We start from the raw sequence: 24,372 nt of genomic DNA, 5'->3' as shown, positions 1-24,372 counted from the left end.
GGATTACACCTTGAGGCGAGAGGAGCGGGTAGCGTTAAGAACGTCCATCGTCATCACGTCGCCGACCTTTGGCTGACTTCCGCGGAACTGGCCCAGTTGACCGTACATCGTGATCTGCTCTTCCCAGACCTTGGCGTCCATCGTGCCCCAGCCCTGAGTCTGCGTGGTCTGATCGAACGCATAGCCCATCAGCGAATCGATCGCGACACGCTCATCGGCATGGTTCAGGTTCGGATATTCCTTGATGAGCAGATCGACGGCCTGATCGCGATGCGCGTTCGCGTAGACCCAGCCACGCGCGGTTGCACGCAGGAAGCGCGCAACGGTGTCGGGATGCTCCTTGAGCGTCGTGGTGTTCGCGTAGTACGGCAGCGCGTAGAGGCGCACGCCGGTGTCCCACAGGCGCAGGTCGACGCGATCCGCACCGAGCGGCTTGAGTGCCGTGGTGTTGGTTTGCCAGCCGGTTACCGCATCGACCTGACCACTCAGAAGCGGCATCATGTCGGCGCCGATCGGCACGATGTTGACCTGGCTTTCCGGAATCTTGTTCTTCGCGAGCAGTGCCTTGAGCAGCACCATGCCCGTCGACTGAATACCGATACGCTTGCCGATCATGTCGTGCGGCGTGCGTACGGGGTTTTTCTTGAGCGAAAAGAAACTGTAAGGATGCTGCTGCAGGCCAACCGCGATGCACTTGATCGGCAAGCCTTCCGAGACCGCAAGCATGATCGACGGACTCGACGAAATCTCGCCGGCGTCGGATCGGCCCGAGGCGACAATCGCGACACCGTCGATATTCGGGCCACCCGGCTGGATGTGAAAATCGATGCCTTCCTGCTCGTAATAGCCGAGCCGCTTCGCCGTCACTTCGCCGACCTGGTTGCCGCCGGGAATCCAGCCCAGTTGCATGTTGACGGTTGTCCTGTCGCCTGCAAAGGCGCGCACCGAAAGCAGTGCGCCCGTTGCAGCCATGCCGCCCGCCGCGAGTGTCATCCGCAGCAAACGCCGACGTCCGGCATTTTCGATTACTGACATCATCTCCTCCGTTGGTCCTTCTGGATACAAGGGGCCGGTCCTTTAACGCTCAGTGCTGCCGGTAAAACGATTATTAAGAGTCAAAAGTGTCCCCGCAAGCATCAATTTTGAAGATGAGTGATGCCGAAATTAGAGCACTCCGTCCGCGCACGCTTTCTGACCAAACTCCCACACGCGTGCGCGATTCGTGCACCACTTCGGCCTTGGCGCGCTAAAAATTCGATCACTGGTAATCAAATTCAGTGCTAGCTGTCACGAATTTTGTTCCGCAAGAATCGCCAGCAATCGCACCAGATTCGCTTGAGCGCACAGGACGAGCGACGAAAGGTGGTTGTAATGAAAAGCAATCCCGGTGCGGGAACGCTGCGCTGCGTGACCATTTAACCCAAGACAGTTAAGGCGGCTATCCACGATTCAAAACCTTCGTCGCGCATGACTTTTGATTCGCCATCCTAATCACTGTTCAGATTCAAAAATCCGCTTTCACTTTCCCAAAACAAACGTTCAAAGGAAATCATGAATCGACGCATCTTTGCTCTCGCCGCCTTGGCACTGTCCTGCCAGACGGCATCCGCCCAAAGCAGCGTAACCTTGTATGGCCTGATCTCGACGGGCATCGTCTATGCGAATAACCAGAAGGGGGCCGACAAACAAGGCCACGCAACATGGCAATTCGCGAGCGGCCCGATGCAGACGCCTCGCTGGGGGATGAAGGGTGTAGAGGATCTGGGCGGGGGCTTGAAAGCCATCTTCACGCTGGAGGGTGGCTATAGTGTGGCGACCGGCGCATTGTCGCAAGGCGGCCGCGAGTTTGGCCGGCAGGCTTTTGTCGGCTTGTCGTCGGATACGCTCGGGACGGTGACGTTAGGCCGTCAATACGACGAGGCAGTGACACTCTGTGTCTTCTCGTCGGCTTGTCAGTTCGCCGCGTACGGTGCGCACATTGGCGACAGTGACAACGTGTTCGACACATTCCGGATCAACAACGCGGTCCAATACAAGAGCGTCGACTATAAAGGGCTTCAGTTCGAAGGGCTCTACGGTTTCTCGAACAAGGCGGGCGGGTTCTCCGATAACAACGCTTATAGCGCCGGAGCGCAATATCGCAACGGTCCGCTGTCGCTCGGTCTGGCGTTCCTTCAGGTCAATTCACCGAACGACGCCAATAACACCAACGGCGCGGTGGTCAACGACTATGGCTTCACGTCACCGTTCATCACCAATCCGGCAACCAACGCGGGCGTCAGCAAGCAAAGAATGTTTGGAGCGGGCGGCGCTTACGCGTTCGGGACAGCGAGTTTGTCGCTGCTTTATACCAACGCGCGATTCGACTATCTCGACACGTCGCGGCTGACCCTGCAGAATTTCGAGGTTTCGTTGACCGACTACGTGACGCCGCAACTCATGCTCGGCGCCGCGTATATCTTCACCACAGGGCAATACCATCCGCAGGACAATAGTCCAAAATGGCATCAGGTGAATACAGGCGTGGACTACCTGCTCAGCAAGCGCACCGATCTCTTCCTCGTCGGCATCTATCAGAAAGCGGCGGGTGATGCGCAGTACGCGCAGATCTACTCGCTTTCGCCGTCCACCACCAAGTCGCAAGTCTCAGCGGTGATCGGCCTCAGGCATAAATGGTAAGCGGTGTGACCAGCGAAGCAGGCGATCAGAAAGCTGACGACAGGCAAGGAAACACGCTCGCGCGCGCTCATGACGGCGCTCCGCATCCACTCGCGGGCCTGCTCAGGCGTGCCGGAAAACGGCGGCGGCGCGTGAGCGGCGCGCATGGCCGACACGATGGCGGCCAGTTCGGGATCGAGCGGGCGCAAGGATGAGTGCGAGTCGGCGGCGTCTCTCATTGCAGTCCGAGAATGTATTGTTGCGAAGCAAACGCGCGCTGCCGCAGCGCATCGAGATCGACATCCAGCATGCGGCCATGTCGCTTCACCTCATGCCCCGCGACGAGCACGGTGTCCACGTTGCCCGGATGCGCCGCCAGCACGACGGCGCCCACCGCGTCGGAAACCGGTGTGAGATTGAGGTCGTCGCCGCGAATCATGATGATGTCCGCCTGCTTGCCCGGCGTGAGCGAACCGACTTTGTGATCCAGACCGTTCGCCCGCGCGCCGGCGAGCGTGGCGAACGCGAGCACATCGCGCATCGACAGCGTGGCCGGTGCATTCGCCACCTTCGAGTGGTTGCCGCCCATCCACGAACGGTAATAGGCGAACGCATGCCGCATCTGCGTGAACATGTCGCCTGAGCATTTCGTTTCGGTGTCACCGCTCAGGCTGGGCCGGATGCCCACCGCGAGCAGCCGATCCAGCGGAATGTCGCCGATGCCTTGCGCGTTCAGTTCACAGTGGACGCCGAGCGAAGCGCTGACGCCCGCGTCGGCCATCATTACGATCTCGTCCGCGCCGCAGAAACAGCAATGCACGAACGTGAGGTCGTCATTCAATACGCCAGCGTCGTGCATCTGCGCGATCGCCCTCACGGATGCGTTGCGCGCATAGGCGCCCATGTGGATAGTCGAGCGTATGTCGAGTTCGCGGGCGAGCCGCAGATCCGCAAGCCATACATCGCGCCGGGCCATTTCGGGGCCGCGCGCCGCCATCGTCAGCGTGAGCAGTTGATCGTCGGACGAGAAGAACCGTTCGCGTAAGCGGCGAATGTCATCGGGGTGGCCGCGCTGGCTGTCGAACATCCACGAAGCGCCGTCGACCAGCGGCCAGCCATGGGCGAAGACGCCGCGAATGTTGGCGTCGCGCAGGCCCATGATCGCCGCGTCCGAATGTTCCGGACTGTTCTGCACGTGCGACCAGTCGAGCATGGTGGTGATGCCGCCGTCCAGCGCCGACACGGCGCCGAGCAGCGTGCCGACGTAGACATCCTCCGGCCGGAATGCGGCGCCCTTGGCGCCCAGCATCTCGGCGAAGTAGATCTGCGGATCGATATCCGCATAGCGATGACGCACGCAGGTTTGCCATGTATGGCGATGCGCATCGACAAAGCCGGGCAACACGATCATGCCGCTCGCGTCGATACGCTCGGCATCGGGGGCGTCGATCCGGGACTCGACGGCAACGATGTCTTGCCCTTCGATGAGCACGTCGCCGGTACGCAAGTCGCCGATGGTCGGCACAAATATCAGGAACGCGATACGGCGATCTCATGGTTGCGCACGCTGCTGAGGGAAACGGCACGTGATCTGCCAGTGGTCGAAGCGGCCGGTACCGGCGAGAAGACATCCGGCAAATCATCGCGACGGCGCAGTACGGCGCAACCTTAACTGCATTGCGCATGCATCGTTGCGACGATGCCCTACCTGCCGCGAGTCACGAGATGCTTTTTTGCGTGGATCGATGGGAGAGAGTTTCTTCTGGCCATCACGTCAAAATTTCCAGAATCTCGTGTATTCAGAAGGTCAAACAGTTTTCGCCGCAAAGGCCGCCGACGGATGAGGACGCGTTGGACTCAACGTATCGCATACGAACGGTGCGCCTCGCTGCGCTCGCCACACGAGCAGCAGATCACGTTGATCCGATGCTTCTCACGTTGACGAGGATTGATGGCCGAGGTGGTTCGCACGCCTCCCCGGCCGATCCAGGCAAAGGTCTGTCTACGCTTCAACAATGGTCGCGTCATAGTCTTCATCGACGAAAGCGACAAGAAACTCTTCAGGCATCAGCCACGAATCAACGCTGACCGTCTTCGTGTCAATGTCAACGTTGACCTTCGCGTCGGCGTCGACGCTCCTCATCGCATGTTCAATAGCCAAAATATCGTCCGAGCGAATTTCATCTTTAACCGAGAATTTCACTTTTTATTTCTCCAGTAGATAACGTTTATATAGACTGCACCCACTATCTGTTTCGCGTTCGGCGAAACTCCGCGGCTCGTGGGCGCCTTGCTACATCACTGGTATCCGCACCATTCATCTTCATATGCTCCACGGTCCGATAGAGCCGAATGTAGGCGCATTGACTCAAGTTTCGAATACCCGCACCGTACAAACAGTCTTGCGCAGCGAGAACAAATCGAAAATCAGGCTGCTGAGCGTGTTGGCCCGACGCACACGCAGTACCACTGGCGGAGGCTACGCTGCGAAGGCTCGATACGGAGATTGCCGGCATCCGCGGCTTTGCTTTGCGTGGCGCAGGTAAGCGCAGACTCGCGGAGACATTTCGAATGTCTGGACACCAGCGACACTAGATCTGCCGACTCCTTCAAGTTTCGGCAGACGCTAGCGCCTCCCATCGAATGTCGGGAAAGCAATCTGTATCGGCTTCGGGACGCGACTGTCTGAGTGTTGGCAATGGCCGAAGCTCAGCCGGGCGCGGAGTCTTCATATAAGTCCGAAGTCCGCTGACCGAGCTAAGTGGCCGCTTCGGGATTGGGAGGATTCTGCGGTTCTCCAGACTCCGTGGCCGTGTGCGCGGCTCTCAGCGCGCGCAGGATCACGACCTCTGCCCCCCGCGCCAGCAGCAAGTCCTTCGACAGCAGGGCATTCCCCTGAACGATGCGCGCGACGCAGCCGGTCCAGCCGGTCTGGTGACTGGCGCCGATCCCGGCGCCTGTGTCGCCGTGAAAGTACTCGTAGAACAACACCAGGTCGCGCCAATGCGGATCGTCGTGGAACTTGTGCGCCGCGCCGTACGCGGGCCGGCGGCCGTCGCCGTCGCGCAGGAAGATCCGGCACAAGCGTTCGCCTAATTCCTTCGCCACTTCGAGCAGGGTCATCATCTGCCCCGACCCGGTCGGGCACTCGACTCTGAAGTCCTCGCCGAAGTAGGCGTAAAGACGTATCAGCGACGTGTAGAGCAGGAAGTTGATCGGCATCCACACCGGTCCGCGCCAGTTGGAATTGCCGCCGAACATGCCAGTATCGGAATCGCCCGGCACGTAGGCCACGCGATGCTCCTGCCCTGCGTGGTGAAAGACGTAAGGGTGCTCGAGGTGAAAGCGCGACAGCGCGCGAATGCCAAAGGGGCTGAAGAATTCGTCTTCGTCCAGCATGCGAGCCAGAATGCGGCGCAGCTTCTGCTCGCCCACTATTGCCAGCATGCGGCGATTGGCTACGCCGGGCAGTTGGGGCAGATGCACGTTAGCGGCTAGCTCCGGGTAGCGCTCCAGGAACAGCGCTGCACGCTCGCGGAATTTTGGCAATTTCTCGAGGATGTCTTCTTCAAACACTGCCACCGCCGCCAGCGGCAGCAGCCCTACGATCGAGCGCACTTTGAGGCGCGTGGCGCTGCCGTCCGGGAGACGCAGCACATCATAGAAAAACCCATCCTCCTCGTCCCACATTTCGTCGTTACGCTCGCCGACGCGATCCAGCGCGCCGGCGATGAATAGCGTGTGCTGAAAGAATTTCTCGACGAACTCCTCGTAAAGCGGCTCGTGTAGCGCAAGTTCAACGGCGATGCGCAGCATCTGCTGGCTGAAAAATACCATCCATGCCGTCCCATCGGCCTGATCCAGGTAGCCGCCTGTGGGCAATGGCGAAGAGCGGTCGAACACGCCGATATTGTCGAGTCCGAGGAAGCCGCCCTCGAAAACGTTGGCACCAGTGCGGTCCTTGCGGTTAACCCACCAAGTAAAGTTGACCAGCAGTTTGGAGAAGGCGTATTTGAGGAACTCGACATCACCGCTGCCACCCCGGCGCTCCTTGTCGAGCACGTAAAGCTGCATGGTCGCCCACGCATGCACGGGCGGATTGACATCGCTGAAATTCCACTCATAGGCGGGGAGTTGCCCGTTCGGATGCAGGTAGTCATTGCGCAGCATCAGGTCGAGCTGCTGCTTGGCGAAGTCGGGGTCCACCATGCCCAGCGGAATCATGTGAAACGCCAGGTCCCACGCTGCGTACCAGGGATACTCCCATTTGTCCGGCATCGAGATGATGTCGTCGTTGAACATGTGCGCCCAGTCGCTGTTGCGCACCGGCCGACGTTCCAGTTGCGGCAGCCGGGTACCCGCGCCGTGCTCGTCGAGCCAGAGACCGAGGTCGTAGTAGAAGTACTGCTTGGTCCACAGCATGCCGGCCAGCGCCTGCCGCATGACGTTCGCACGGTCGGGGTCATTGCGAACCGCGAGCGGTGTCATCGACGCGTAGAAGACATCGGCCTCATCCAGCCGGGCCGCGAATACCGCGTCGAAATCATCGAAGAGCGCGGATGACCCACCAGGCGCCTGGGTCGTGAGACGCAACCGGACGACCTGCGACGCACCACCGCCGACACCGAGCTGATAATGGAACGCCGCCTTGGTTCCCTGCTGCGCGGGATTCACCGCTGCAACATCGCCATGCACGATGAAGTCGTGGATGCCGTCCTTCGCGTAGGGCGACGCGTTGTCCGTGCCGAACAGGCGGCCGTTGTTGGTCTCATTCTCGGTTAAGAGCAGCGGCACGTCGGCTTCGGCGTAGAGGTAATACTCGCCCAAAGATTCCTGAAACAAGGGGTCGCTGTGACGGGCACGGACCGTCGCTTGCCATGGAGATGTGACGGGTTCGAGGATCGGCTTCGAACCACCCTGCGGCTGCGACCACGTGTTTCGGAACCACAGGGTCGGCAACAGGTGCAGCGGCGCGGCGTCCGGCCCGCGGTTGAAGACGCTGATTCGCACCAGCACGTCATCGGGCGCCGCCTTTGCGTACTCGACAAAGACGTCGAAATACCGGTTGTCGTCGAATACGCCGGTGTCGAGCAACTCGTACTCGGCCTCATGCTTGCCGCGGCTGCGATTGGTTTCGACGAGGTCGTTGTACGGATAGGCAGCCTGTGGATACTTGTACAGATATTTCATGTACGAGTGCGTCGGGGTGGAATCGAGATAGAAGTAGTACTCCTTCACGTCCTCGCCATGGTTGCCCTCGCCGTTGGCCAGGCCGAAGGCGCGCTCCTTCAGGATCGGATCGCGCTCGTTCCACAGAGCCAGCGCGAAGCACAACACCTGGTGGTCGTCGCTGATACCGCCCAAGCCGTCCTCGCCCCATCGGTAGGCGCGTGAGCGGGCCTGGTCATGGGTGAAGTAGTTCCAGGCGTCGCCGTTGTCGCTGTAGTCCTCGCGCACCGTCCCCCATTGCCGCTCACTGAGGTATGGCCCCCACTTTTTCCAGGCCGCGAGATTCGCTTGCGCTTCGTGGAGCCGGTTCTGCTCTGCATCCTTGCTCATGAGGCGCTCTCCTGCGGGCTGGCAAAGCCAGACATCTGGATCAGATTTGTAACGGCCGTGAACGTTATATCTCTAATGTGCCGGGCGCAATCTTCGGGATTTCTGCCCGTACCCTGCCAATAGTTCGCTCTTTTTGTTCAACATACAAGCGGGTTTCTCGCAACCCTCCGGCCCTGAAGAGTTGCTGGCGCGGCATGGTACTAAAGTCCTATAGCCTTTCATCCGGACACCTACTAGCATTAATTTCGGCGGAGCCGTTCTGTAGTAACGGGCATAACGCGCGCCGGTTCACCATGTCGCGCTGCAGATGCATGTCGATGCTGACGTCGATAGCCGTTCACGTGTTTTGAGTAATCCGCGAACTACCGGTATGACTCTTCCTGACGCGGACCCGGCAACAGACAAAAAGCTAGATCAACTACCTGGGCGCGAGCCTGAAAAAGAAACCGCGCCGACCGTGGCGGTCAACAGTCATGCGGCACTTGCGGGGAGCCATGTCGCCATGAATGCCAACCGTCAGACTATTGCAGCAATCATCTCGATACTGGTGGCCACCACCACGCAGGCGGCCGCGCTTCAACCCCCTTCTCAGGCCGCCTCTTCGACCGTTCCAGCGTCACCATCGTCGACGACGGCCGCCGGGGTGCGCAACCTGGACATCGCGATCAAGCCTTGGACCGGCGATTTTGACGCGATGCTCGAGCGGCGCATGATCCGCTTTCTGGTTCCCTATAGCCGGACGCTCTATTTCGTCGATAAGGGCCGCGAACGCGGGTTATCGGCGGAGCTGGCGCGCGACTTTGAGCGCTACATCAACAAACGCTACGCCAATCAACTCGGCAACAGACCCGTCACGATCTATCTGATTCCGACGACGCGCGACAAGCTTCTCGTCAACCTTTCCGCCGGACTGGGTGACATATCCGCCGGCAACCTGACGGCGACCGACGAACGCAAGAAGCTCGTCGATTTCGTTGCGCCGCGCGATATGAAGCCGGTGCGCGAGCTGATTGTGACGGGCCCGAAGGCGCCGCCGATCAACACGCTCGACGACCTCGCCGGCAAGCAGGTCTATGTGCGCAAGTCGACAAGCTACTACGAGAGCCTGACGACGCTGAACAACCGCTTCAAGGCGGCCGGCAAGCCGCTCATGCAGATCACGCTACTGCCGGACGCCCTTGAAGACGAAGACAAACTGGAGATGCTCAACGCGGGCCTGCTCGGTATCGTCGTAGTCGACGACTGGAAGGCGAAAATGTGGGCTCAGGTACTGCCGCACATCAAGGTACGTGAGGATCTTGTCGTTCGCGGCGAGAGTTATGTCGGTTGGGCGATTCGCAAAGGAAGCCCGCAGCTGCAGGCTGCAATCACGGACTTCTACGTGAACTACGTGAAGAAGCAGGGCGTGGCGGCGTATCGGCTATCCCAGTACATGAAGCAGATCAGGCAGATCTCGAACAACACCGACTCCGCGGAACGCAAGCGCTTCGAGCAGACTCTGGCCTTATTCGAAAAGTACGGCAAACAATACAGCTTCGATCCGCTGATGCTGGCCGCACAGGGCTACCAGGAATCGCAGCTCAACCAGGGCGCTCGCAGCCATGTCGGTGCGATCGGCATCATGCAGATCATGCCTGCCACAGGCAAGCAGATGAACGTCGGCAGCATTTCAGTCAGCGAGGCCAATATTCACGCGGGAGCAAAATATATGGACCATCTGATGACCCGCTATTTCCCAGACGCACACTTCAGCGACAGCGACAGGGCGCTCTTTGCGTTTGCGAGTTACAACGCCGGACCGGGCAATATCTCGAAGATGCGCAAGGAGGCAGCGGCACGCGGTCTGGATCCAGACAAGTGGTTCAACAATGTAGAAATCGTGGTGGCAGAAAAGATCGGCATCGAAACCACGACCTATGTGCGCAACATCTACAAGTACTATGCCGCGTACCGATTGATCATCGAAGCACGGGCAGCGAAGAACAGAGCTATCGAAAAGATGCAGAAGCCGGGTTGACTGGCAGCTTCGCGGCCCGGAGACCGGCATCCTCTGATCCGGCCGGCCCCAGGCGCGTGTCCGACAAGACGTCGGATATCGAGCTTGCCAACCTTCGTGCCGTCCAGTGTGAGCTTAGCCATCGACCCGGCATGGGTGGGCACGGCGGTCCCCGCCTTTGCTATGGCGAAATTGACCCCGCCGGCCGACCTGATCAGGAACGATCACTGACCCACTTCTTTCAGTGTCAGAGAATTCTTCACCGACGTAACGCCGGGTACACCCTTCGCCAGTTCTCCCGCTTTGTCGATCTGGGTCGCATCAGTGACGGATCCAGCAAGCGACACTGCACCGCCTTTCGCAACGACGTTCATTCTGGACGTGCTGACACCGCCCTTCGAGAGCGCGTGAAGCACTTTCTTGCTGAGCGCGCGATTCGCCTGTCTGGTGGCTTTCGCACTTCCCTCGCCTGCCGCCGCCATGCCAGATTGAGTCGACGTTGCAGCGGATTCGCTGGTCTGCGACCACGTATTGATGGATACCATGACAATCAATGCGCCACCCATCAGTTTGAATGTCCTGATTGCTTTCATTGCTCGCTCCGGTTGAGCCACGATAAATCCCCACGGAAATCGCGGGTCCGCCACTACCGTGCAGCCCGATCGCGCTGGTTCACGGTAGGTTGCTCCCTCTTTAGCCCACCACCAATCGAATCCGCCGGGCATTGCCGGAGTTTTTCGCAGCGCGCAAAGATGTGCAGTCGGTCACGGGCAATCTGCTCCCGTTTTTCTCGCAAGACAATAGGAACTTTGTCTAATAGATAGGAGGTATCAACCTTCGGAGGTGGCGCTTCGCGAGGTTTCCGGAGCGCCGGACGATATCGGCTCAAGTTCATTGAGAAGCGGACAATCACAAATGCTCGTCGACTATGTATGTTTCCTGTCGCCCAGGAGAATCTTGTGGATATTGGCCGGATACACCCAGTCGCGAGCTCGGCGCTCGATGCCCGGTCTTACACCGCACATGGTCCTGCTGACGTCCTGCCGCTCTTCTGAAGTATTTCGCCAAACTCATCTACCCTGCACTTCCGGATCCCTTTCGCATGACTGCGATAGCGCGTCATTCGCGGGTTCATCCGGCCTGCCAAGTCGCAGACTGACGGCCCGCAGCGTCGCGCCGAAGCCCTGAGGCGCGCGGGAGTCGAGACGGGCGCTGGTAACAACCCGCGTCGCGGCGCTCCACGCCACAGATGCGTTTGCAGCAATCAGCGCTTCCACAAGGGCTACATCCTCATTTGACGCAAATGGCCTGAACCCACCGACAGCGACGTACGCTGCGGCAGACACGCCCAGATTTGCGCCATGAATATGACGGTGTCCGTCCCGGTCCACATAAGTCGTGGTGAAATCCTGCCGGACTGCAGCGTTGTGCCCCGCCCAGTTCTCAATGCTAATGACCCCACACACGGCATCGGTGCGACATTTGATCTGCTGTGCGAGCCAGTCTTCCGCGACAGTTGTATCAGCGTCACTGAACGCAAGCCACCTCGCGCCTTGCGCCAGTGCCGTCTGTGCACCCGTCGCGCGTGCCACGCCGACGTTGCGCATCTCGACCGATAAAAGCTGGGCGCCAAGCGACGCTGCAATTAACCCCGTCGCGTCAGTGCAACTGTCCATCACGACAAAGATCCGGACTTCTTCATCGTCGAGATCAGAATGGCGGGACGCATGGATTATTGAACGGACGCACGGACCGATGAGTTCAGCTTCATTGTGAGCTGGAATGACGACGGCAAGCATGTGCCCTCCCTTTCTTTTTCGGAACCTCGATTCGGAGCCGGCCGCCACGCGTGCAGACTCGCGACGGCCGCAACCGACAGAGGCGGCTGCGGTAACGTCGTCGCCCCACAATGGAGACCTCTAATTCGCCTGCCCCGCACCGAGATCGGCACCCGTGGTCGGATCGGAAGCTGCGTCGGAGGCAGTGCGCGACGCCATTGCCTGAAGCACCTTCACGTCCTTCTTGGACACGTTGACCGTCGCGGTACCGTCACCGCCGTCAACCGCAGGCTCCGGCGAGTCGACGAACTGCCACTCCGGCCCTTCGTTCCACGGTCCGCGCGGTGCGTCGTCGCCTTGCGACATGTTGTAATACACGCTCGTGAATTCGGGGACGCCGGGGAGTTTGCCCTGCGGGAAGTTCGGCTGGATCGAATGCAGCGCTTTCTCGAACGATTTCTGGTGCGCAATCTCCCGCGTCATGAGGAACCCGAGCGTTTCCTTGATGCCCGGATCGTCAGTGATATTGATCAGCCGTTCGTACACGATCTTGGCGCGTGCTTCTGCCGCTATGTTCGACCGCAGATCGGCCGTGGGCTCGCCAATTGTATCCACGTAGGATGCACACCACGGCACACCGGCCGAGTTCGTCAATGCCGGTCCGCCGCCGTACAACAGTGCGGTTGTATGCGAATCGTTCCCGCCGCCAGTCATCGAGCGGTACAGTTCGGCCTCCGCTTCCACCGCTTCGGCAAGTTGACCCTTCGCGCTCTTGTTGAGCATCGCAACGATCGACCCGACAATTTCAAGGTGACTCATTTCTTCCGTCGCGATATCGAAAAGCAGATCCTTGCGACCCGGGTCATCTTCGCCGATCGCCTGCGTGAAATAGCGACAAGCCGCACCGAGTTCGCCTTGGGGACCGCCAAACTGTTCGAGCAGAAGGTTGGCAAGGCCCGGATTGGGCGCCGCGACGCGAACCGTGTATTGCAAACGTTTGTTATGGATAAACATGGCACTTCTCCAGTGACCGGCACGATTCGATCCTCCGTCGCCGTAATTGCGCTTCATGCGCAACCGTTGCCCGGCATCTGAAGAGGCCTTCGCAGCCGCAGGTTAGACCGGACAGCGGCGCCGACTTGAAGAGTCACACCACACCCGAAGATGGGCGCCCGGTTCTCAGAGCAAAATCGTTCTGGCGAAAATGGACGGCGGCATTGCCGTACATGGCATTCGCTGCCGAAAAATGTTCAGCACGCGCTGTGCCCGTTCGGCGATCGATCGTGATTTGCCTTGATTCGCTGGTCGAATCCGGCAGGCGTGTCGTAACTATCGACACTGAGATGCCTCTTGAACGAAGGAGGTCAAAGTAGATTCCGCTTCGCTGGGCGAGGTTCCCAGTTGATTCGACTGCAAGGCCTTCTTCGGCGTCAGCGTTGCCACGCAATTCGCAGCTAACCCTATCGAGGACGCGTCGGGAACAGCCGTTGCGCGAGTCAAAAGTCATGAGCACAGGCGGAACTGTGTTTATTCCCTTCGATCCTCTACGCCATAGGCTAACCATGAAACTCCTCACTACCCAGATCGGACTACCCCGTCTTTCATGGGGCTCGGTGATCGCAGGCGTCATCCTCTCGTTGATTACCTACCTCATTCTCAGCGTGCTTGGCGCAGCGATCGGTACGTCGGCTCTTGCGCCTCTTTCACGGCCCAATCCTCTGCAAGGATTCGGATTTGGCTCTGGCGCTTATCTGATCGTCATGACAGTCGTCGCCGTCTTCATCGGTTCTTATTTCGCGGGACGCTGTGCGCCTGTGCTCGGGTGGCTACACGGCCTGCTAGCGTGGGCGGTCATGATTCTGATGGTTGTCTACGGAGCGACGTCGTTGGTCGGAAGTGCAGTGAGCGCGGCTGGAAGCGTTGCATCGACCGGCGCGATGGTCGGCGCAGCGGCCAATCCCTCAGCCGCTAGCGGCACCATGGTGGGCTCGTTGACGCAACGCGTTCAAGGCGCAATTGCCTCCGCCACCGCCGAGGCGTCAAGTCCGCAAGCCGACGCCGACACACGTCAGGCAGCTGACACCGCCGCGCGGAACATGGCGCGCGCCTCGTGGTTTTCGTTTGCCGCACTTGTTGTCGGCGCGATCATCTCGATCGTCTCGGGTCAGGCCGGGTTTCGCCATCAACCGCCATTCGAAGAAGCGGGCGGTACATCGGGCGATGACGCTCTCGTGCCCCGCAACGCGACTCGCGTCATGCCCGGCCGCCCGATTGCCTGAGCGGTCGTTCTGACCGGATGGAGTCGCCATGACCGACAGCAACGAAATTCCCGACTCGCGTCACTCCCAAAGCCCTGAGACTCAAAGCGTCACGGCCATCGAGCAGCGGCTGCACGTCGGCGTCTCGGAGCAGGAAACCGCGACCGTGAGGGTTCGCACGATCGTCCATAAGGACCTGCAAGAGATCCCGGTTGTACTCAAACGCAAACTCGTCTCGGTCGAGCGCGTTCCGGCCAACCGGTTTGTAGACGCGGTGTTCGAGCCGTTTCAGGACGGCCAAACGCTGATCGTGCCGGTGTTCGAATATGTTCCGGTTACCGAATTAAAACTGATGCTGAAAGAAGAGATTCGCATCGTTCTTGAAGAAACAGAAGAAACGAGCGTGCACCGTGCCGAGGTGCAGCGGCAGGAAGTCGTGGTGGAACGGCGAACCGGAACAACAGGAGACTGGATCGCGCAACCCGCGGCGCCGTCCTCCGAAGATGGTGAGCAGTCGGCGTTTTGAGAGCAAGCAGTTCCTTCTGGCTGAAGTCTAGCCACTCACAATCTTGGAGTATGACAATGTCACAAGTTCTTGTAGGTGTATTCGACTCATTCGCGCAGGCCGAACAGGGCATCGTGCGGGTCACGCAGGCGGGAATCCCGAGAAGCGACATGGAAATTCACGCTAACGGCCAGGCGGATGATGCACTCGCGGCCGATACCCATGTCGAGCAACCGCCGGCGGCCACTACCGAAGGTTCCTCTAGCAAAATCGGCCGCTTTTTCAGCAACCTGTTTGGCGGTGACGAACCGCCGGCGGAAATCGGCCACTACCAGGAAGCGGTGCGCCGCGGAGGCGCTGTTCTCACCGTGACCGTAGTCGATGAAGCGAACGTTTCTGCAGTTCGGTCGGCCCTGTACGAAGCTGGGGCGGTCGATATCGACGAACGCGTGACCCAGTGGCAAAACGCGGGCTATCAGGGCTACGATCCGAGCACGGCGCAGTACTCCGCTGACGAGACCGCGGCTGAGCGGCAGTCGTTTGCGGTGGTGCGCGAGTCGCTGGATGTCGGCAAGCGCGAAGTACAGACGGGTGGTGTGCGTGTCTATTCGCGCGCGACCGAAACTCCCGTGAGCGAAGCAGTCAGCTTGCGCGAGGAACATGCCGCGATTGAGCGGCATCCCGTGGACCGGATCGCGACGGCGGACGACCTCAAGGCCGGCTCGGTCGAAGTGCTCGAAACGGCCGAGCACGCCGTCGTGGGCAAGACGGCTCATGTGGTCGAAGAAGTCACGGTTGGCAAGCAGGCTTCGGAACGTACAGAGACCATTAACGAGACGCTTAGAGGCACCGAGGTGGAGGTGGAACGCCTCGATGGCAAAGCGCCTGGCACACCTGCCAATTCGGCAGACTTACCGCCGACGACGCGTCAGTAGAGAAAGCCTTCTGTCCCGTCGGTACTTCTTGGCGTCGGCAGCACAGCGCAGGCGCTATGCTGGTCAAGCCGTGAGGAAGATCTGCGCGATGGCGCCAATCACACATACGCCCATCATGTAATACGCCGGCATAAGCGCATTGCCCGTATGGGCGATGAACCATTCGTTCGCCATCAGCGCCGTTCCACCGGAAATCCGCTCTTCATCCCTAGTCAAGATTCAATCGGCGCGGGTCGCCAGCGGCAGTGACGCGGCTCATCCCAAACAGCGGTCTGTTGCGCAGCACAAGGTACGAAGCAATCACGACAACGAAGACTAGGATCGTGAAGCCGAATTGAAACCGCGAGGCTGGATTGGTTGCCTGGGACAACAAGACAGTGACCAGCGCGGCGATCGCCAGCCAGTTCGAATACGGATAGAACCATGCCTGGAACTGCCGCTCACCACGCCTTACGTCGCCGAGACCGCGTCGCATGCTCAGATGGGCAAAGGCGATGAAAAGCCATACGACAATGATAAAACTTCCCGAACTCTTCGCCAGCGTCAGAAAGAGATCCCCACCGCTCAGAAAATGCACGACCAGCACGGCTGAGCAAACGATTAGGCTAAGCGCCAGTGCACTCAGCGGAACACCGCGCGACGTCGTCTTGCTGAAGAGCGCCGGAGCATATCCACGGCGGCTGAGTGAGAACAGCATACGGGAGGCTGAATACATGCCGGAATTCATAACGGACATGAACGAGATGAACAACACGATCTTGATCGCGATGGCTGCGAGCGGAAAACCTGCCATGCTGAACAACGAGACGTACGGAGACTTCAACGCCGCCTTGTCCGTCCATGGCACGCACAGAATCAAGATAAGGACTGAACCAACGTAGAAGACCAGTACCCGTACAACTACGCTGCGAATGGCCTTGATCACATTCTTGCGTGGATCTTCCGATTCGCCGGAAGCAACGGCAGCAATTTCGCTGCCGCCTAGCGAGAAAATTACGACGATCACGCCCGCCAGAACGGGCGACATGCCGTTGGGCATGAACCCTCCGCTCGCGGTCAGGTCTGACAGAACGGTGGGATGCACGTTGTTCTGAAATCCGAGCAGGATGGATATGCCGAGAGCGAGAAAGATGATGATGGTGGCTACTTTCGCGAATGACAGCCAGTATTCGAACTCGGCAAATGACCTGACCGAATAGACATTGCTCGAGATGACAATGACGGTCATGGCGAACGCCCCAACCCAGATGGGAATAAAGGGCAAAAAGTCGTGAATGATCGAGCCGAGCAGAAGCGCTTCGATCGCGATTGTGATCATCCACTTGAACCAGTATAGCCAGCCGACGGTATAGCCTGCCCACTGCCCGAGATAGGTGCTGGCATAGACGGAGAACGAACCGGCGTCCGGATTCCGGGCGGCCATTTCTCCGAGCATGAACATCACCAGTGTCACGATGATCCCTGCAATCAGATACGACAGGATCGCAGCGGGTCCAGCCGTGGAAATGATGGCTCCCGAGCCCACGAACAGGCCCGCGCCGATGACGCCACCCAACGCAATCATTGTTATATGACGTTTTTTTAGGGTGTGCTGTAACTCATTGATGTGTGACATGTGTCTCCCTCGTTTTAGATCGCTTCCGTCATGTTTCATTAGGACAGCGCTTCATGGATCTAGCGGAAGCATTTCCTGATCGGACACTCGCTTCAAAGTCGATTGTGCGGCACATAAAAGAAGATTTACGTTGTCATGCTATTGAATCATCTCCCGCGAAGTCGCGAGGAATGAGTCAGAACGTCGCACCGAAGAAATCTTTGCCGCTTGAATGTATCCAAAACTTCCGCTACCGAACTATGTCGGCTCGAAGAACCAGCCACAAACGATATTTTCACATTACTCGATAACATTTTCTCACTATGTCAGGGTGGCTTCGTTGATCCGCAAACCCATACGTCCATTCCTGACAACGTGTTTGATAATCCGAACCTGGTCGGCCGTGAATCTGTTATCAATGTCGAAGCTCGCTTAGTCGTACTCCGTGTGGCTGCCAGCAGGGTGCGCCTCTTGCGATTGATACACCCCACGCCTTCGGCGCTTCGTTACGTTGTCAGAGCCGCTCTTGATTCAGGCTCCTGGTTCACCGGGTGACATCGGTGGTTCTCTCCTTCTATGCGGCGAAAAGTGAGGACAACTTCTGTCAGCGACCTCGTGCCGCACCTCGACCAGGTTGATGAGATATTTGGAATGGCGGATCTTGATGGCGTTTCACGGTTCACTCTATTCACTCCCACAATCCTCTCTGCCGCCCGTACCGGACACCATCCCACAAACCGTACCGGTACTGTACTGGCAACGCTCGCTAGAATGCTCCCATGTTCTTTCGCCCGACATCGGAGCTTGCCATGTCTTATCTCAGCCTCAGCGCGCTGCCTGCCGGCATCCTGTTCGCGCTCGTCACTACCATCACGCCCGGTCCGAACAATACGATGCTGCTGGCCTCAGGGGTCAACTTCGGGTTCCGCCGCACGCTGCCGCATCTGTCCGGCATCAGCGCGGGTGTCGTGCTGTTGATGTTGTCGGTCGGAATTGGTCTGGGCGAAGCCTTCGTGCATTTCCCCGTGCTGTACACAGTGCTCGAGGTCGCGAGCGTCGCTTATCTGCTGTACCTCGCGTGGAAGATCGGCACCTCGGGCGAGTTGAAGATGAAGAAAGGCGAGCGCCGACCCATGAAGTTCTACGAAGCGATCGCCTTCCAGTGGGTCAATCCGAAGGCATGGATGATGGTGCTGACCGCCGCCACGACGATCCACCTTAGCGAGAGCTACAGCATGAACGCCATCGCCATGGCGGTGATTTTCTACGTGATCGGCTTTCCGTGCATCTGCCTGTGGGCGGGTTTCGGCACCGCCATGCGGCAGGTGTTGTCGGACCCGAAGCGGCTGCGCATTTTCAATGTGGCCATGGCGCTGCTGCTAGTGCTGTCGATGTATCCGATCGCGCTGAAGCTGCTCGGCCAGGGCGCGTGAATGCCTGAGCGCTTGAGCGCGGCTACAGCGAGCCCTGTCGACCAGAGTTGGCGCTTTAGCGCTTACTCTGGTCCCATGCAAGATCATTGCTGCCCCACTCGCTCGATGAAGCTCCACAACGCGTCGTCCGTCGAATACGGTGCGTTGAAGCGGAACCAGGCGCTCGGGGCATCGTCGGGACGGAAGTAGGAGCCCGGCGCGAGCCAGATACCGTGGGTGAGCGCGGCCGTCGCTACTTCGCCGGCCCGCTCCGCTTCGATCGGCAAGCGCGCCCACAGGAACAGCCCGGCGCGCGGCCGGTGAAACAGTTCTAGACCCAGCGAATCGAGCCGCTCTTCGACGGTCGCGTGCGCGAGCTTGAGGCGCTCGTTGACGGCTTCCACATGACGCGCATAGCGCCCTTCCAGCAACACCTTGTCGACGATCCGCTCGATCGCCTCCGACGACGTCAAACCTACCGCCATCTTCGTGCGCGCCAGTTCGCGCAGCACTGCGCGCTCGGCGACCACATAGCCGCAGCGCAGCCCCGGCGTCACCGTCTTCGAAAAACCGCCGACGTACAGCACGCGCTGCAAGCCTTCCATCGCCGCGAACAACGGCGCGCCGGACGGTGCGAGTTCGCGGCTCACGTCGTCCTCGATCACCCACATGCGCTGACGCTCGGCGATCTGCAGCAAACGAAACGCCGCCGACATGCCGAAGGTCGCGCCGGTCGGATTCTGCAGCGTCGTGTTGACGAAGATCGCCTTCGGCTTGTGCTCGGCGACCAGCGCTTCGAGCACGTCCGTATCGATGCCCGCCGGCGTGCGCGGCACGCCGTGCACCACGAGGCCGGCCAGCTTGAGAATCTGCAGCAGATTGCAATAACCGGGATCTTCGACGATCACGGCGTCGCCCGCGCGCAGCAACGTGCGCACGATCAGATCCAGCCCTTGCGTCGCGCCTTGCGTGAGCAGGACGTTGGACACCTCCACCGGCAGCCCGCGCCGGTCGAGTTGCTCGGCGATCCGCTCGCGCAACGGCGCGAATCCGTACGGATGCCCGTAATCGCCGAGGCGCGCCGCCGGCACCCGGCTCATGGCCCGCAACGCATGTTGCAAACCGGTCTCGTTGATCCACTCGTTCGGCAGCCAGCCGCCGCCCGCCTTGATCGGCACCGAATGGTCGGCGAACACGTCGGACAGAAGCCAGGTCGCGGTGAGACTCGGCGGCTGCCAGTCGGTCGCGGCGACCCGCGCGGACTGCGAGCGCGCCGTCACGCGATAGCCGGAACCGCGCCGCGCGACCACGAGGCCCATCGACACCAGCCGGTTGTAGGCCTCCGTGACCGTGAAGGTGCTCAGGTCGTGGCTTTGCGCCAATTGCCGCACCGACGGCAGCAGCGCGCCCGCGCGCAGCGATTGCCCCTCGATGGCGCGCGCGAAGCCTTGCACCACCTGCTCGACGAGCGTGGGAGCGGCGCGCCGGTCGCGCTCGAGTTGTAGTTCGATCATGGTGAGGACGAAAAAGCACGCCGCACAGGGCGGCTGAACGTGTGAATACGTGCGAAATGTGGCGCCGGCGAGCTTGCCGACCTGCTAAGGCACGCATCGACACAGTTGGTGCAGATCCACCAACACAGTTAGCGCCACACTGCGTCAACTGTTTATGCCGCCATTAAACCGCGAACGCTACAGTTTCGCCATGCCCCGAAGGAAGTCCTTCTGGGGGACTACTTCGATTCGAGGAGATACCATGACTTCGCGCCCCGTCATCGACGACCTGTCGTCGTTCTGGATGCCCTTCACCGCCAATCGCCAGTTCAAGGCCGCGCCGCGCCTGCTGGAATCGGCCAAGGGCATGTATTACCGCAGCACAGACGGGCGTGAAGTGCTCGACGGTTGCGCGGGTCTATGGTGCGTCAACGCCGGCCATGGCCGCGAAGAAATCGTCGCGGCGATCACCCAGCAACTCTCGACGCTCGACTTCGCGCCGACCTTCCAGATGGGCCACCCGCTCGCTTTCGAAGCGGCCACGAAAGTCGCGGAACTGATGCCGGAGGGTCTCGACCGCATCTTCTTTACGAACTCGGGTTCGGAATCGGTCGATACCGCCCTGAAAATCGCGCTCGCGTACCACCGTTCGCGCGGCGAAGGCCAGCGTACGCGTCTGATCGGCCGCGAGCGCGGCTATCACGGCGTGGGCTTTGGCGGCATCTCGGTCGGCGGCATCGCACCGAACCGCAAGATCTTCTCGGGCGCGCTGCTGCCGGCGGTCGATCATCTGCCGCACACGCATAACCTCGAACACAACGCGTTCTCGAAAGGCCAGCCGGCCTGGGGCGCGCATCTCGCCGAGGAACTCGAACGCATCGTCACGCTGCACGACGCGTCGACCATCGCCGCCGTGATCGTCGAACCGGTGGCCGGCTCGACGGGCGTGCTGATTCCGCCGCAAGGCTATCTGCAGAAACTGCGCGAGATCTGCACGAAGCACGGCATCCTGCTGATTTTCGACGAAGTGATCACCGCGTTCGGCCGCGTCGGCAAGGCTACGGCGAGCGAATACTTCGGCGTGACGCCGGACCTGATCACGATGGCGAAGGCCATCAACAATGCTGCGATCCCGATGGGCGCGGTGGCCGCCAGCCGCACCGTCCACGACAGCATCGTGAACAGCGGCGCGCAGGGCGCGATCGAGCTGTTCCACGGCTACACGTATTCGGCCCACCCGGCCGCGACGGCAGCCGCGATCGCCACACTCGACCTGTATAAGCGCGAAGGTCTGTTCGAACGCGCCGCGACGCTCGCACCGACGTTCGAAGCCGCTGCTCATTCGCTGCGCAGCGCGAAACATGTAAAGGACGTGCGCAACCTCGGCATGATCGCCGGCGTGGAACTCGAATCGCGTGACGGCGCACCGGGCGCGCGCGCTTACGAGGCGTTCGTCAAGTGCTTCGAAGCGGGCGTGCTGGTGCGCTTTACGGGCGATATCCTCGCGTTCTCGCCGCCGCTCATCATCAACGAAGAGCAGATCGCGCACCTGTTCAAGACCGTCGGCGACGTGCTGGCTACGGTGCAGTAACCAGCTCGCGATAAGCAGCAGGAAGAAGGCGGCGCGTTTATTTGCGCCGCCTTTTTTTTTCGAACGCGCTATGTGCCTCACACGCTCAAACAACGCACGCCGAGGTGGCGGCATCGCGCAACGCAGCCCGGCCGTCGCCGGGTGCGGCGGGCGGCGGGCTGCAAGCCGTCGGCTTAGCTCAGCGCGGCTTAGTGATGCGTGCGCGAAGCCCGCGTATGAGCGGCCTTCTTCGCTGCAGCAGAGCGGCCTGCAGCACCCTTCGTCGCGGCAGCCTTCTTTGCCGCCGCGGAACGGCTGGCCGCCGGGCGTTTGGCCGCAGCCGTCTTGGTCTGCTTCGACAGCGCCTCGCGCGACGCGCCCGCGCTGCCCTCACGCTTTAACGCATTGGTAGCGGCGCGTGAGCGCTTCGCAGTCGACTCCGTGCTCTTTTTCGTGGTGCCCTTGTGCTGGCCCGCGGCGTCATCGGTCGCGGCTTTCTTGCGGGTGGCCTCGCTTGCCGTGCCTTTTTTCGGCGACTTCACGGCGACGCCCGCGCGGCGCGCTTCCGAGAGGCCGATCGCAATCGCCTGCTTGGCCGACCTGACGCCGTGCTTGCCGGCCCGCACCTTGTCGACCTGTTCCTTGACGAATTCACCTGCTTGGGTGCTCGATGCTTTGCCGGCGCGTTTGTCGGCCTTAGCACGCTCGATCGTTTTCTTTTCAGGCATGACGGTTCTCTAGTTGGCTGTGGCCTGTGTCATGCAGCAACGGTTGTGCCTCGCGGTTTTGCACCGGCGAATTGCGTTAAAAAATGCCGTATAAAGGCAGTGTCCGCCCTCGCGGCACCACGTAAGGAATGACAATTCCGCGCGGCAGGTTTCGACAAAAATGCGAGAAACCCGGCGAATCCCGGTGGGACCCTCAGGAAACGACCAACAAGACTCGCGCCGCTCATCTGGACGGCGTATGGTGCTGGTAAGGGTCGGCGTGTGGTCCGGCCCGACGGGAGACGTCCATGAAGATACCCACCGTACGGGCCGGCGCGCATATCGAAGGCGTGCACTGGATCGCCGAGTACGCCGAAGACGTTCATGAGATTCGCGTCTTTCGCGAAGGCCAGGAAGTGGATGTGCACAACGCGCCGTCCACCCTGTTCGGCGACGAGGAGAATGCGGGCTCAAAAAGCACCGCGGATCATCGCGCGGTCGAAGCCGCCGTGCTGGCTTATCTGAAACGATTCGTGATCGAGCACGACGCGGAGGAGTAGTCCTCCGCTTGCCGCCGCGCGTTGCCGTAGGTTGCAGCGCGGCGACCGCGTGTGCTTCTCTCTACGTGCCTGCGACGCCGCGCGCCGCAGGCATTAAAACCTTACTCCGCAGCCCGCAGCTTCTTGACCTCGGCATCCGACGGCTGAACGCTCGCGCCATCGATATACCGGTACGACGTCATCACGCCCTTGCCGTCCTTCAAACCCGTCACGCCGACATACGCGCCCATGGTCGACTGATTGTCCTGAGCCCGATAGGTGATCGGCCCGAACGGCGTGTCCACGCCAAGACCCTTGAACGCGGCGGCGAGTTTGTCCGGATCGACCGACCCCGCCTTCTTGATCCCGGCGGCAATCGACATCAACGCCGAATAACCCACCACCGAGCCGAGCCGCGGATAGTCGTGATACTTGGCCTGATACGCATCGACAAACTTCTTGTTGGCCGCCGTATCGATCGAATACCACGGGTAGCCGGTGACGATCCAGCCGGTCGGCGCTTCAGCGCCCAACGGGTCGAGATAATCCGGCTCGCCCGTCAGCAACGACACCACGCTGCGATCCTTGAAGAGCCCGCGCGTATTGCCCTCACGCACGAACTTGCCAAGATCGGCGCCGAACAGCACGTTGAAGATCGCATCCGGCTTGGCGTCGGCGATCGCCTGCGTCACCGCGCCCGCATCGACGTTACCGAGCGGCGTGGCCTGTTCGGCGACGAACTGCACGTCGGGCTGTGCCGCCGTCAGCAGCTTCTTGAAGGTCGCCACCGCCGATTGCCCGTACTCGTAGTTCGGATAGACCAGCGCCCAGCGCTTCTTCTTCAGCTTGGCCGCTTCCGGCACCAGCATCGCCACCTGCATATACGTGGAAGGCCGCAGACGGTAGGTGTATTTGTTGCCGTCGGCCCAGACGATCTTGTCGGTCAGCGGCTCGGCGGCGAGGAAGAAAATCTTCTTCTGCTTCGCGAAGTCGGTCAGCGCCAGGCCGGTGTTCGACAGAAAGCCACCGAACAGCAATTGCACCTGCTCGCGCGCGATCAACTCCTGCGCGACGCGAATCGTGTCGCCCGGATTGCCGTTGTCGTCGCGCGACACCACTTCGAGCTGTTTGCCGAGCACGCCGCCCGCGGCGTTCACCTGGTCGAGCGCGAGATTCCAGCCATTCTTGTAAGGCCCGAGAAAGGCGGGCTGCGCCTTGTAGCTGTTGATCTCGCCGATCTTGATGGTCTGCTGTGCGCTCGCGCTCAAGGCGGCGAGCGAGAGCACCGTCGGCACCATAAGGCGAGAGATCCATCCTGCGCGCGTGGTCATGCGTTTCTCCGTTATCAAAAGGATTGCGGGAATGCGG

20 protein-coding genes are annotated in these 24,372 nt (G+C 60.4%); 8 read left to right on the top strand and 12 right to left on the bottom strand.

The window, feature by feature from the left end; all coding sequences use genetic code 11:
* Positions 1-3: 3 nt before the first annotated feature.
* The gene (locus tag HF916_RS14880) at positions 4-1,035 is read right to left on the bottom strand and encodes an ABC transporter substrate-binding protein (protein WP_168789683.1); all 1,032 of its coding nucleotides are present in this window, start codon (positions 1,033-1,035) and stop codon (positions 4-6) included.
* Between the two features lie 516 nt (positions 1,036-1,551).
* On the opposite strand from HF916_RS14880, the gene HF916_RS14875 reads away from it, so the two are divergent.
* On the top strand, positions 1,552-2,679 hold the full coding sequence (locus HF916_RS14875) for a porin (protein WP_168789682.1): 1,128 nt from the start codon (positions 1,552-1,554) through the stop codon (positions 2,677-2,679).
* Between the two features lie 214 nt (positions 2,680-2,893).
* On the opposite strand, the gene HF916_RS14870 is transcribed toward HF916_RS14875, so the two are convergent.
* The 3 genes from HF916_RS14870 to HF916_RS14860 form a co-directional block, all read right to left on the bottom strand.
* Positions 2,894-4,183 carry an amidohydrolase family protein gene (locus HF916_RS14870; protein ID WP_240975555.1) on the bottom strand — a complete coding sequence of 430 codons (1,290 nt, stop codon included), beginning with the start codon at positions 4,181-4,183 and terminating at the stop codon, positions 2,894-2,896.
* Between the two features lie 477 nt (positions 4,184-4,660).
* A complete protein-coding gene (locus HF916_RS14865; RefSeq protein WP_168789681.1) occupies positions 4,661-4,861 on the bottom strand; it encodes a copper chaperone in 201 nt (66 codons plus the stop codon).
* 554 nt (positions 4,862-5,415) lie between these two features.
* Positions 5,416-8,217 carry an MGH1-like glycoside hydrolase domain-containing protein gene (locus HF916_RS14860; RefSeq protein ID WP_206001887.1) on the bottom strand — a complete coding sequence of 934 codons (2,802 nt, stop codon included), beginning with the start codon at positions 8,215-8,217 and terminating at the stop codon, positions 5,416-5,418.
* A 502-nt stretch (positions 8,218-8,719) separates the two neighbouring features.
* Between HF916_RS14860 and HF916_RS14855 the strand changes: the two genes are divergently transcribed.
* Complete coding sequence (locus tag HF916_RS14855; protein ID WP_168792013.1) at positions 8,720-10,234, top strand: transglycosylase SLT domain-containing protein; 1,515 nt, start codon at positions 8,720-8,722, stop codon at positions 10,232-10,234.
* A gap of 203 nt (positions 10,235-10,437) precedes the next feature.
* On the opposite strand, the gene HF916_RS14850 is transcribed toward HF916_RS14855, so the two are convergent.
* The 3 genes from HF916_RS14850 to HF916_RS14840 all read right to left on the bottom strand — a co-directional run bounded on the left by HF916_RS14850 (position 10,438) and on the right by HF916_RS14840 (position 13,005).
* Positions 10,438-10,806, bottom strand: a complete 369-nt coding sequence (locus HF916_RS14850; protein WP_168789680.1) for a BON domain-containing protein — start codon at positions 10,804-10,806, stop codon at positions 10,438-10,440.
* 477 nt (positions 10,807-11,283) lie between these two features.
* Positions 11,284-12,012, bottom strand: a complete 729-nt coding sequence (locus HF916_RS14845) for a glycosyltransferase (RefSeq protein ID WP_168789679.1) — start codon at positions 12,010-12,012, stop codon at positions 11,284-11,286.
* 120 nt (positions 12,013-12,132) lie between these two features.
* Entirely contained in the window at positions 12,133-13,005 is an 873-nt protein-coding gene (locus HF916_RS14840) for a manganese catalase family protein (RefSeq protein ID WP_168789678.1), read from the bottom strand.
* Between the two features lie 548 nt (positions 13,006-13,553).
* Between HF916_RS14840 and HF916_RS14835 the strand changes: the two genes are divergently transcribed.
* From HF916_RS14835 to HF916_RS14825, 3 genes are all read left to right on the top strand, one after another.
* The gene (locus HF916_RS14835) at positions 13,554-14,270 is read left to right on the top strand and encodes a hypothetical protein (RefSeq protein ID WP_168789677.1); all 717 of its coding nucleotides are present in this window, start codon (positions 13,554-13,556) and stop codon (positions 14,268-14,270) included.
* A gap of 28 nt (positions 14,271-14,298) precedes the next feature.
* Positions 14,299-14,775, top strand: coding sequence for a YsnF/AvaK domain-containing protein (locus HF916_RS14830; RefSeq protein ID WP_168789676.1), 477 nt, complete (start codon positions 14,299-14,301; stop codon positions 14,773-14,775).
* Positions 14,776-14,888: 113 nt separating this feature from the next.
* Positions 14,889-15,689, top strand: a complete 801-nt coding sequence (locus HF916_RS14825) for a YsnF/AvaK domain-containing protein (protein ID WP_240975554.1) — start codon at positions 14,889-14,891, stop codon at positions 15,687-15,689.
* Positions 15,690-15,752: 63 nt separating this feature from the next.
* Here the strand turns inward: HF916_RS14825 and HF916_RS14820 are convergent, their stop codons facing one another.
* Entirely contained in the window at positions 15,753-15,905 is a 153-nt protein-coding gene (locus HF916_RS14820) for a hypothetical protein (protein WP_206001954.1), read from the bottom strand.
* Positions 15,898-17,304 (bottom strand): amino acid permease, encoded by a 1,407-nt coding sequence (locus HF916_RS14815; protein ID WP_168789674.1) that lies wholly within the window; start codon positions 17,302-17,304, stop codon positions 15,898-15,900. The genes HF916_RS14820 and HF916_RS14815 overlap by 8 nt, the downstream gene beginning before the upstream one ends.
* Positions 17,305-18,092: 788 nt before the next feature.
* Between HF916_RS14815 and HF916_RS14810 the strand changes: the two genes are divergently transcribed.
* The gene (locus HF916_RS14810) at positions 18,093-18,716 is read left to right on the top strand and encodes a LysE family translocator (protein ID WP_168789673.1); all 624 of its coding nucleotides are present in this window, start codon (positions 18,093-18,095) and stop codon (positions 18,714-18,716) included.
* 83 nt (positions 18,717-18,799) lie between these two features.
* Here the strand turns inward: HF916_RS14810 and HF916_RS14805 are convergent, their stop codons facing one another.
* Positions 18,800-20,209 carry a PLP-dependent aminotransferase family protein gene (locus HF916_RS14805; protein ID WP_168789672.1) on the bottom strand — a complete coding sequence of 470 codons (1,410 nt, stop codon included), beginning with the start codon at positions 20,207-20,209 and terminating at the stop codon, positions 18,800-18,802.
* A gap of 241 nt (positions 20,210-20,450) precedes the next feature.
* Here HF916_RS14805 and HF916_RS14800 point away from each other — a divergent pair, with 241 nt between their 5' ends.
* Complete coding sequence (locus HF916_RS14800; RefSeq protein ID WP_168789671.1) at positions 20,451-21,779, top strand: aspartate aminotransferase family protein; 1,329 nt, start codon at positions 20,451-20,453, stop codon at positions 21,777-21,779.
* A gap of 188 nt (positions 21,780-21,967) precedes the next feature.
* Here HF916_RS14800 and HF916_RS14795 read toward each other — a convergent pair whose 3' ends face one another.
* Positions 21,968-22,486: a DUF6496 domain-containing protein gene (locus HF916_RS14795; RefSeq protein WP_168789670.1), complete on the bottom strand. Its 519-nt coding sequence runs from the start codon at positions 22,484-22,486 to the stop codon at positions 21,968-21,970.
* Between the two features lie 287 nt (positions 22,487-22,773).
* Between HF916_RS14795 and HF916_RS14790 the strand changes: the two genes are divergently transcribed.
* Positions 22,774-23,025 (top strand): hypothetical protein, encoded by a 252-nt coding sequence (locus HF916_RS14790; RefSeq protein WP_007178046.1) that lies wholly within the window; start codon positions 22,774-22,776, stop codon positions 23,023-23,025.
* 101 nt (positions 23,026-23,126) lie between these two features.
* On the opposite strand, the gene HF916_RS14785 is transcribed toward HF916_RS14790, so the two are convergent.
* Positions 23,127-24,335, bottom strand: a complete 1,209-nt coding sequence (locus HF916_RS14785; protein WP_168789669.1) for an ABC transporter substrate-binding protein — start codon at positions 24,333-24,335, stop codon at positions 23,127-23,129.
* Positions 24,336-24,372: the final 37 nt, after the last annotated feature.

Origin of the sequence: Paraburkholderia aromaticivorans (assembly GCF_012689525.1) — a bacterium.
Lineage (GTDB): Bacteria > Pseudomonadota > Gammaproteobacteria > Burkholderiales > Burkholderiaceae > Paraburkholderia > Paraburkholderia aromaticivorans_A.
The sequence above is the reverse complement of the archived record's forward strand: the minus strand, read 5'-3'. Positions and strand labels throughout refer to the sequence as shown.

What these genes read in the sequence shown, in the direction of transcription:
- HF916_RS14880 (WP_168789683.1), bottom strand. Translation starts at nt 1,035, where the DNA reads ATGTCAGTAATCGAAAATGCCGGACGTCGGCGTTTGCTGCGGATGACA.
- HF916_RS14875 (WP_168789682.1), top strand. Translation starts at nt 1,552, where the DNA reads ATGAATCGACGCATCTTTGCTCTCGCCGCCTTGGCACTGTCCTGCCAG.
- HF916_RS14860 (WP_206001887.1), bottom strand. Translation starts at nt 8,217, where the DNA reads ATGAGCAAGGATGCAGAGCAGAACCGGCTCCACGAAGCGCAAGCGAAT.
- HF916_RS14855 (WP_168792013.1), top strand. Translation starts at nt 8,720, where the DNA reads ATGAATGCCAACCGTCAGACTATTGCAGCAATCATCTCGATACTGGTG.
- HF916_RS14850 (WP_168789680.1), bottom strand. Translation starts at nt 10,806, where the DNA reads ATGAAAGCAATCAGGACATTCAAACTGATGGGTGGCGCATTGATTGTC.
- HF916_RS14845 (WP_168789679.1), bottom strand. Translation starts at nt 12,012, where the DNA reads ATGCTTGCCGTCGTCATTCCAGCTCACAATGAAGCTGAACTCATCGGT.
- HF916_RS14840 (WP_168789678.1), bottom strand. Translation starts at nt 13,005, where the DNA reads ATGTTTATCCATAACAAACGTTTGCAATACACGGTTCGCGTCGCGGCG.
- HF916_RS14835 (WP_168789677.1), top strand. Translation starts at nt 13,554, where the DNA reads ATGAAACTCCTCACTACCCAGATCGGACTACCCCGTCTTTCATGGGGC.
- HF916_RS14830 (WP_168789676.1), top strand. Translation starts at nt 14,299, where the DNA reads ATGACCGACAGCAACGAAATTCCCGACTCGCGTCACTCCCAAAGCCCT.
- HF916_RS14815 (WP_168789674.1), bottom strand. Translation starts at nt 17,304, where the DNA reads ATGTCACACATCAATGAGTTACAGCACACCCTAAAAAAACGTCATATA.
- HF916_RS14810 (WP_168789673.1), top strand. Translation starts at nt 18,093, where the DNA reads ATGTCTTATCTCAGCCTCAGCGCGCTGCCTGCCGGCATCCTGTTCGCG.
- HF916_RS14805 (WP_168789672.1), bottom strand. Translation starts at nt 20,209, where the DNA reads ATGATCGAACTACAACTCGAGCGCGACCGGCGCGCCGCTCCCACGCTC.
- HF916_RS14800 (WP_168789671.1), top strand. Translation starts at nt 20,451, where the DNA reads ATGACTTCGCGCCCCGTCATCGACGACCTGTCGTCGTTCTGGATGCCC.
- HF916_RS14795 (WP_168789670.1), bottom strand. Translation starts at nt 22,486, where the DNA reads ATGCCTGAAAAGAAAACGATCGAGCGTGCTAAGGCCGACAAACGCGCC.
- HF916_RS14790 (WP_007178046.1), top strand. Translation starts at nt 22,774, where the DNA reads ATGAAGATACCCACCGTACGGGCCGGCGCGCATATCGAAGGCGTGCAC.
- HF916_RS14785 (WP_168789669.1), bottom strand. Translation starts at nt 24,335, where the DNA reads ATGACCACGCGCGCAGGATGGATCTCTCGCCTTATGGTGCCGACGGTG.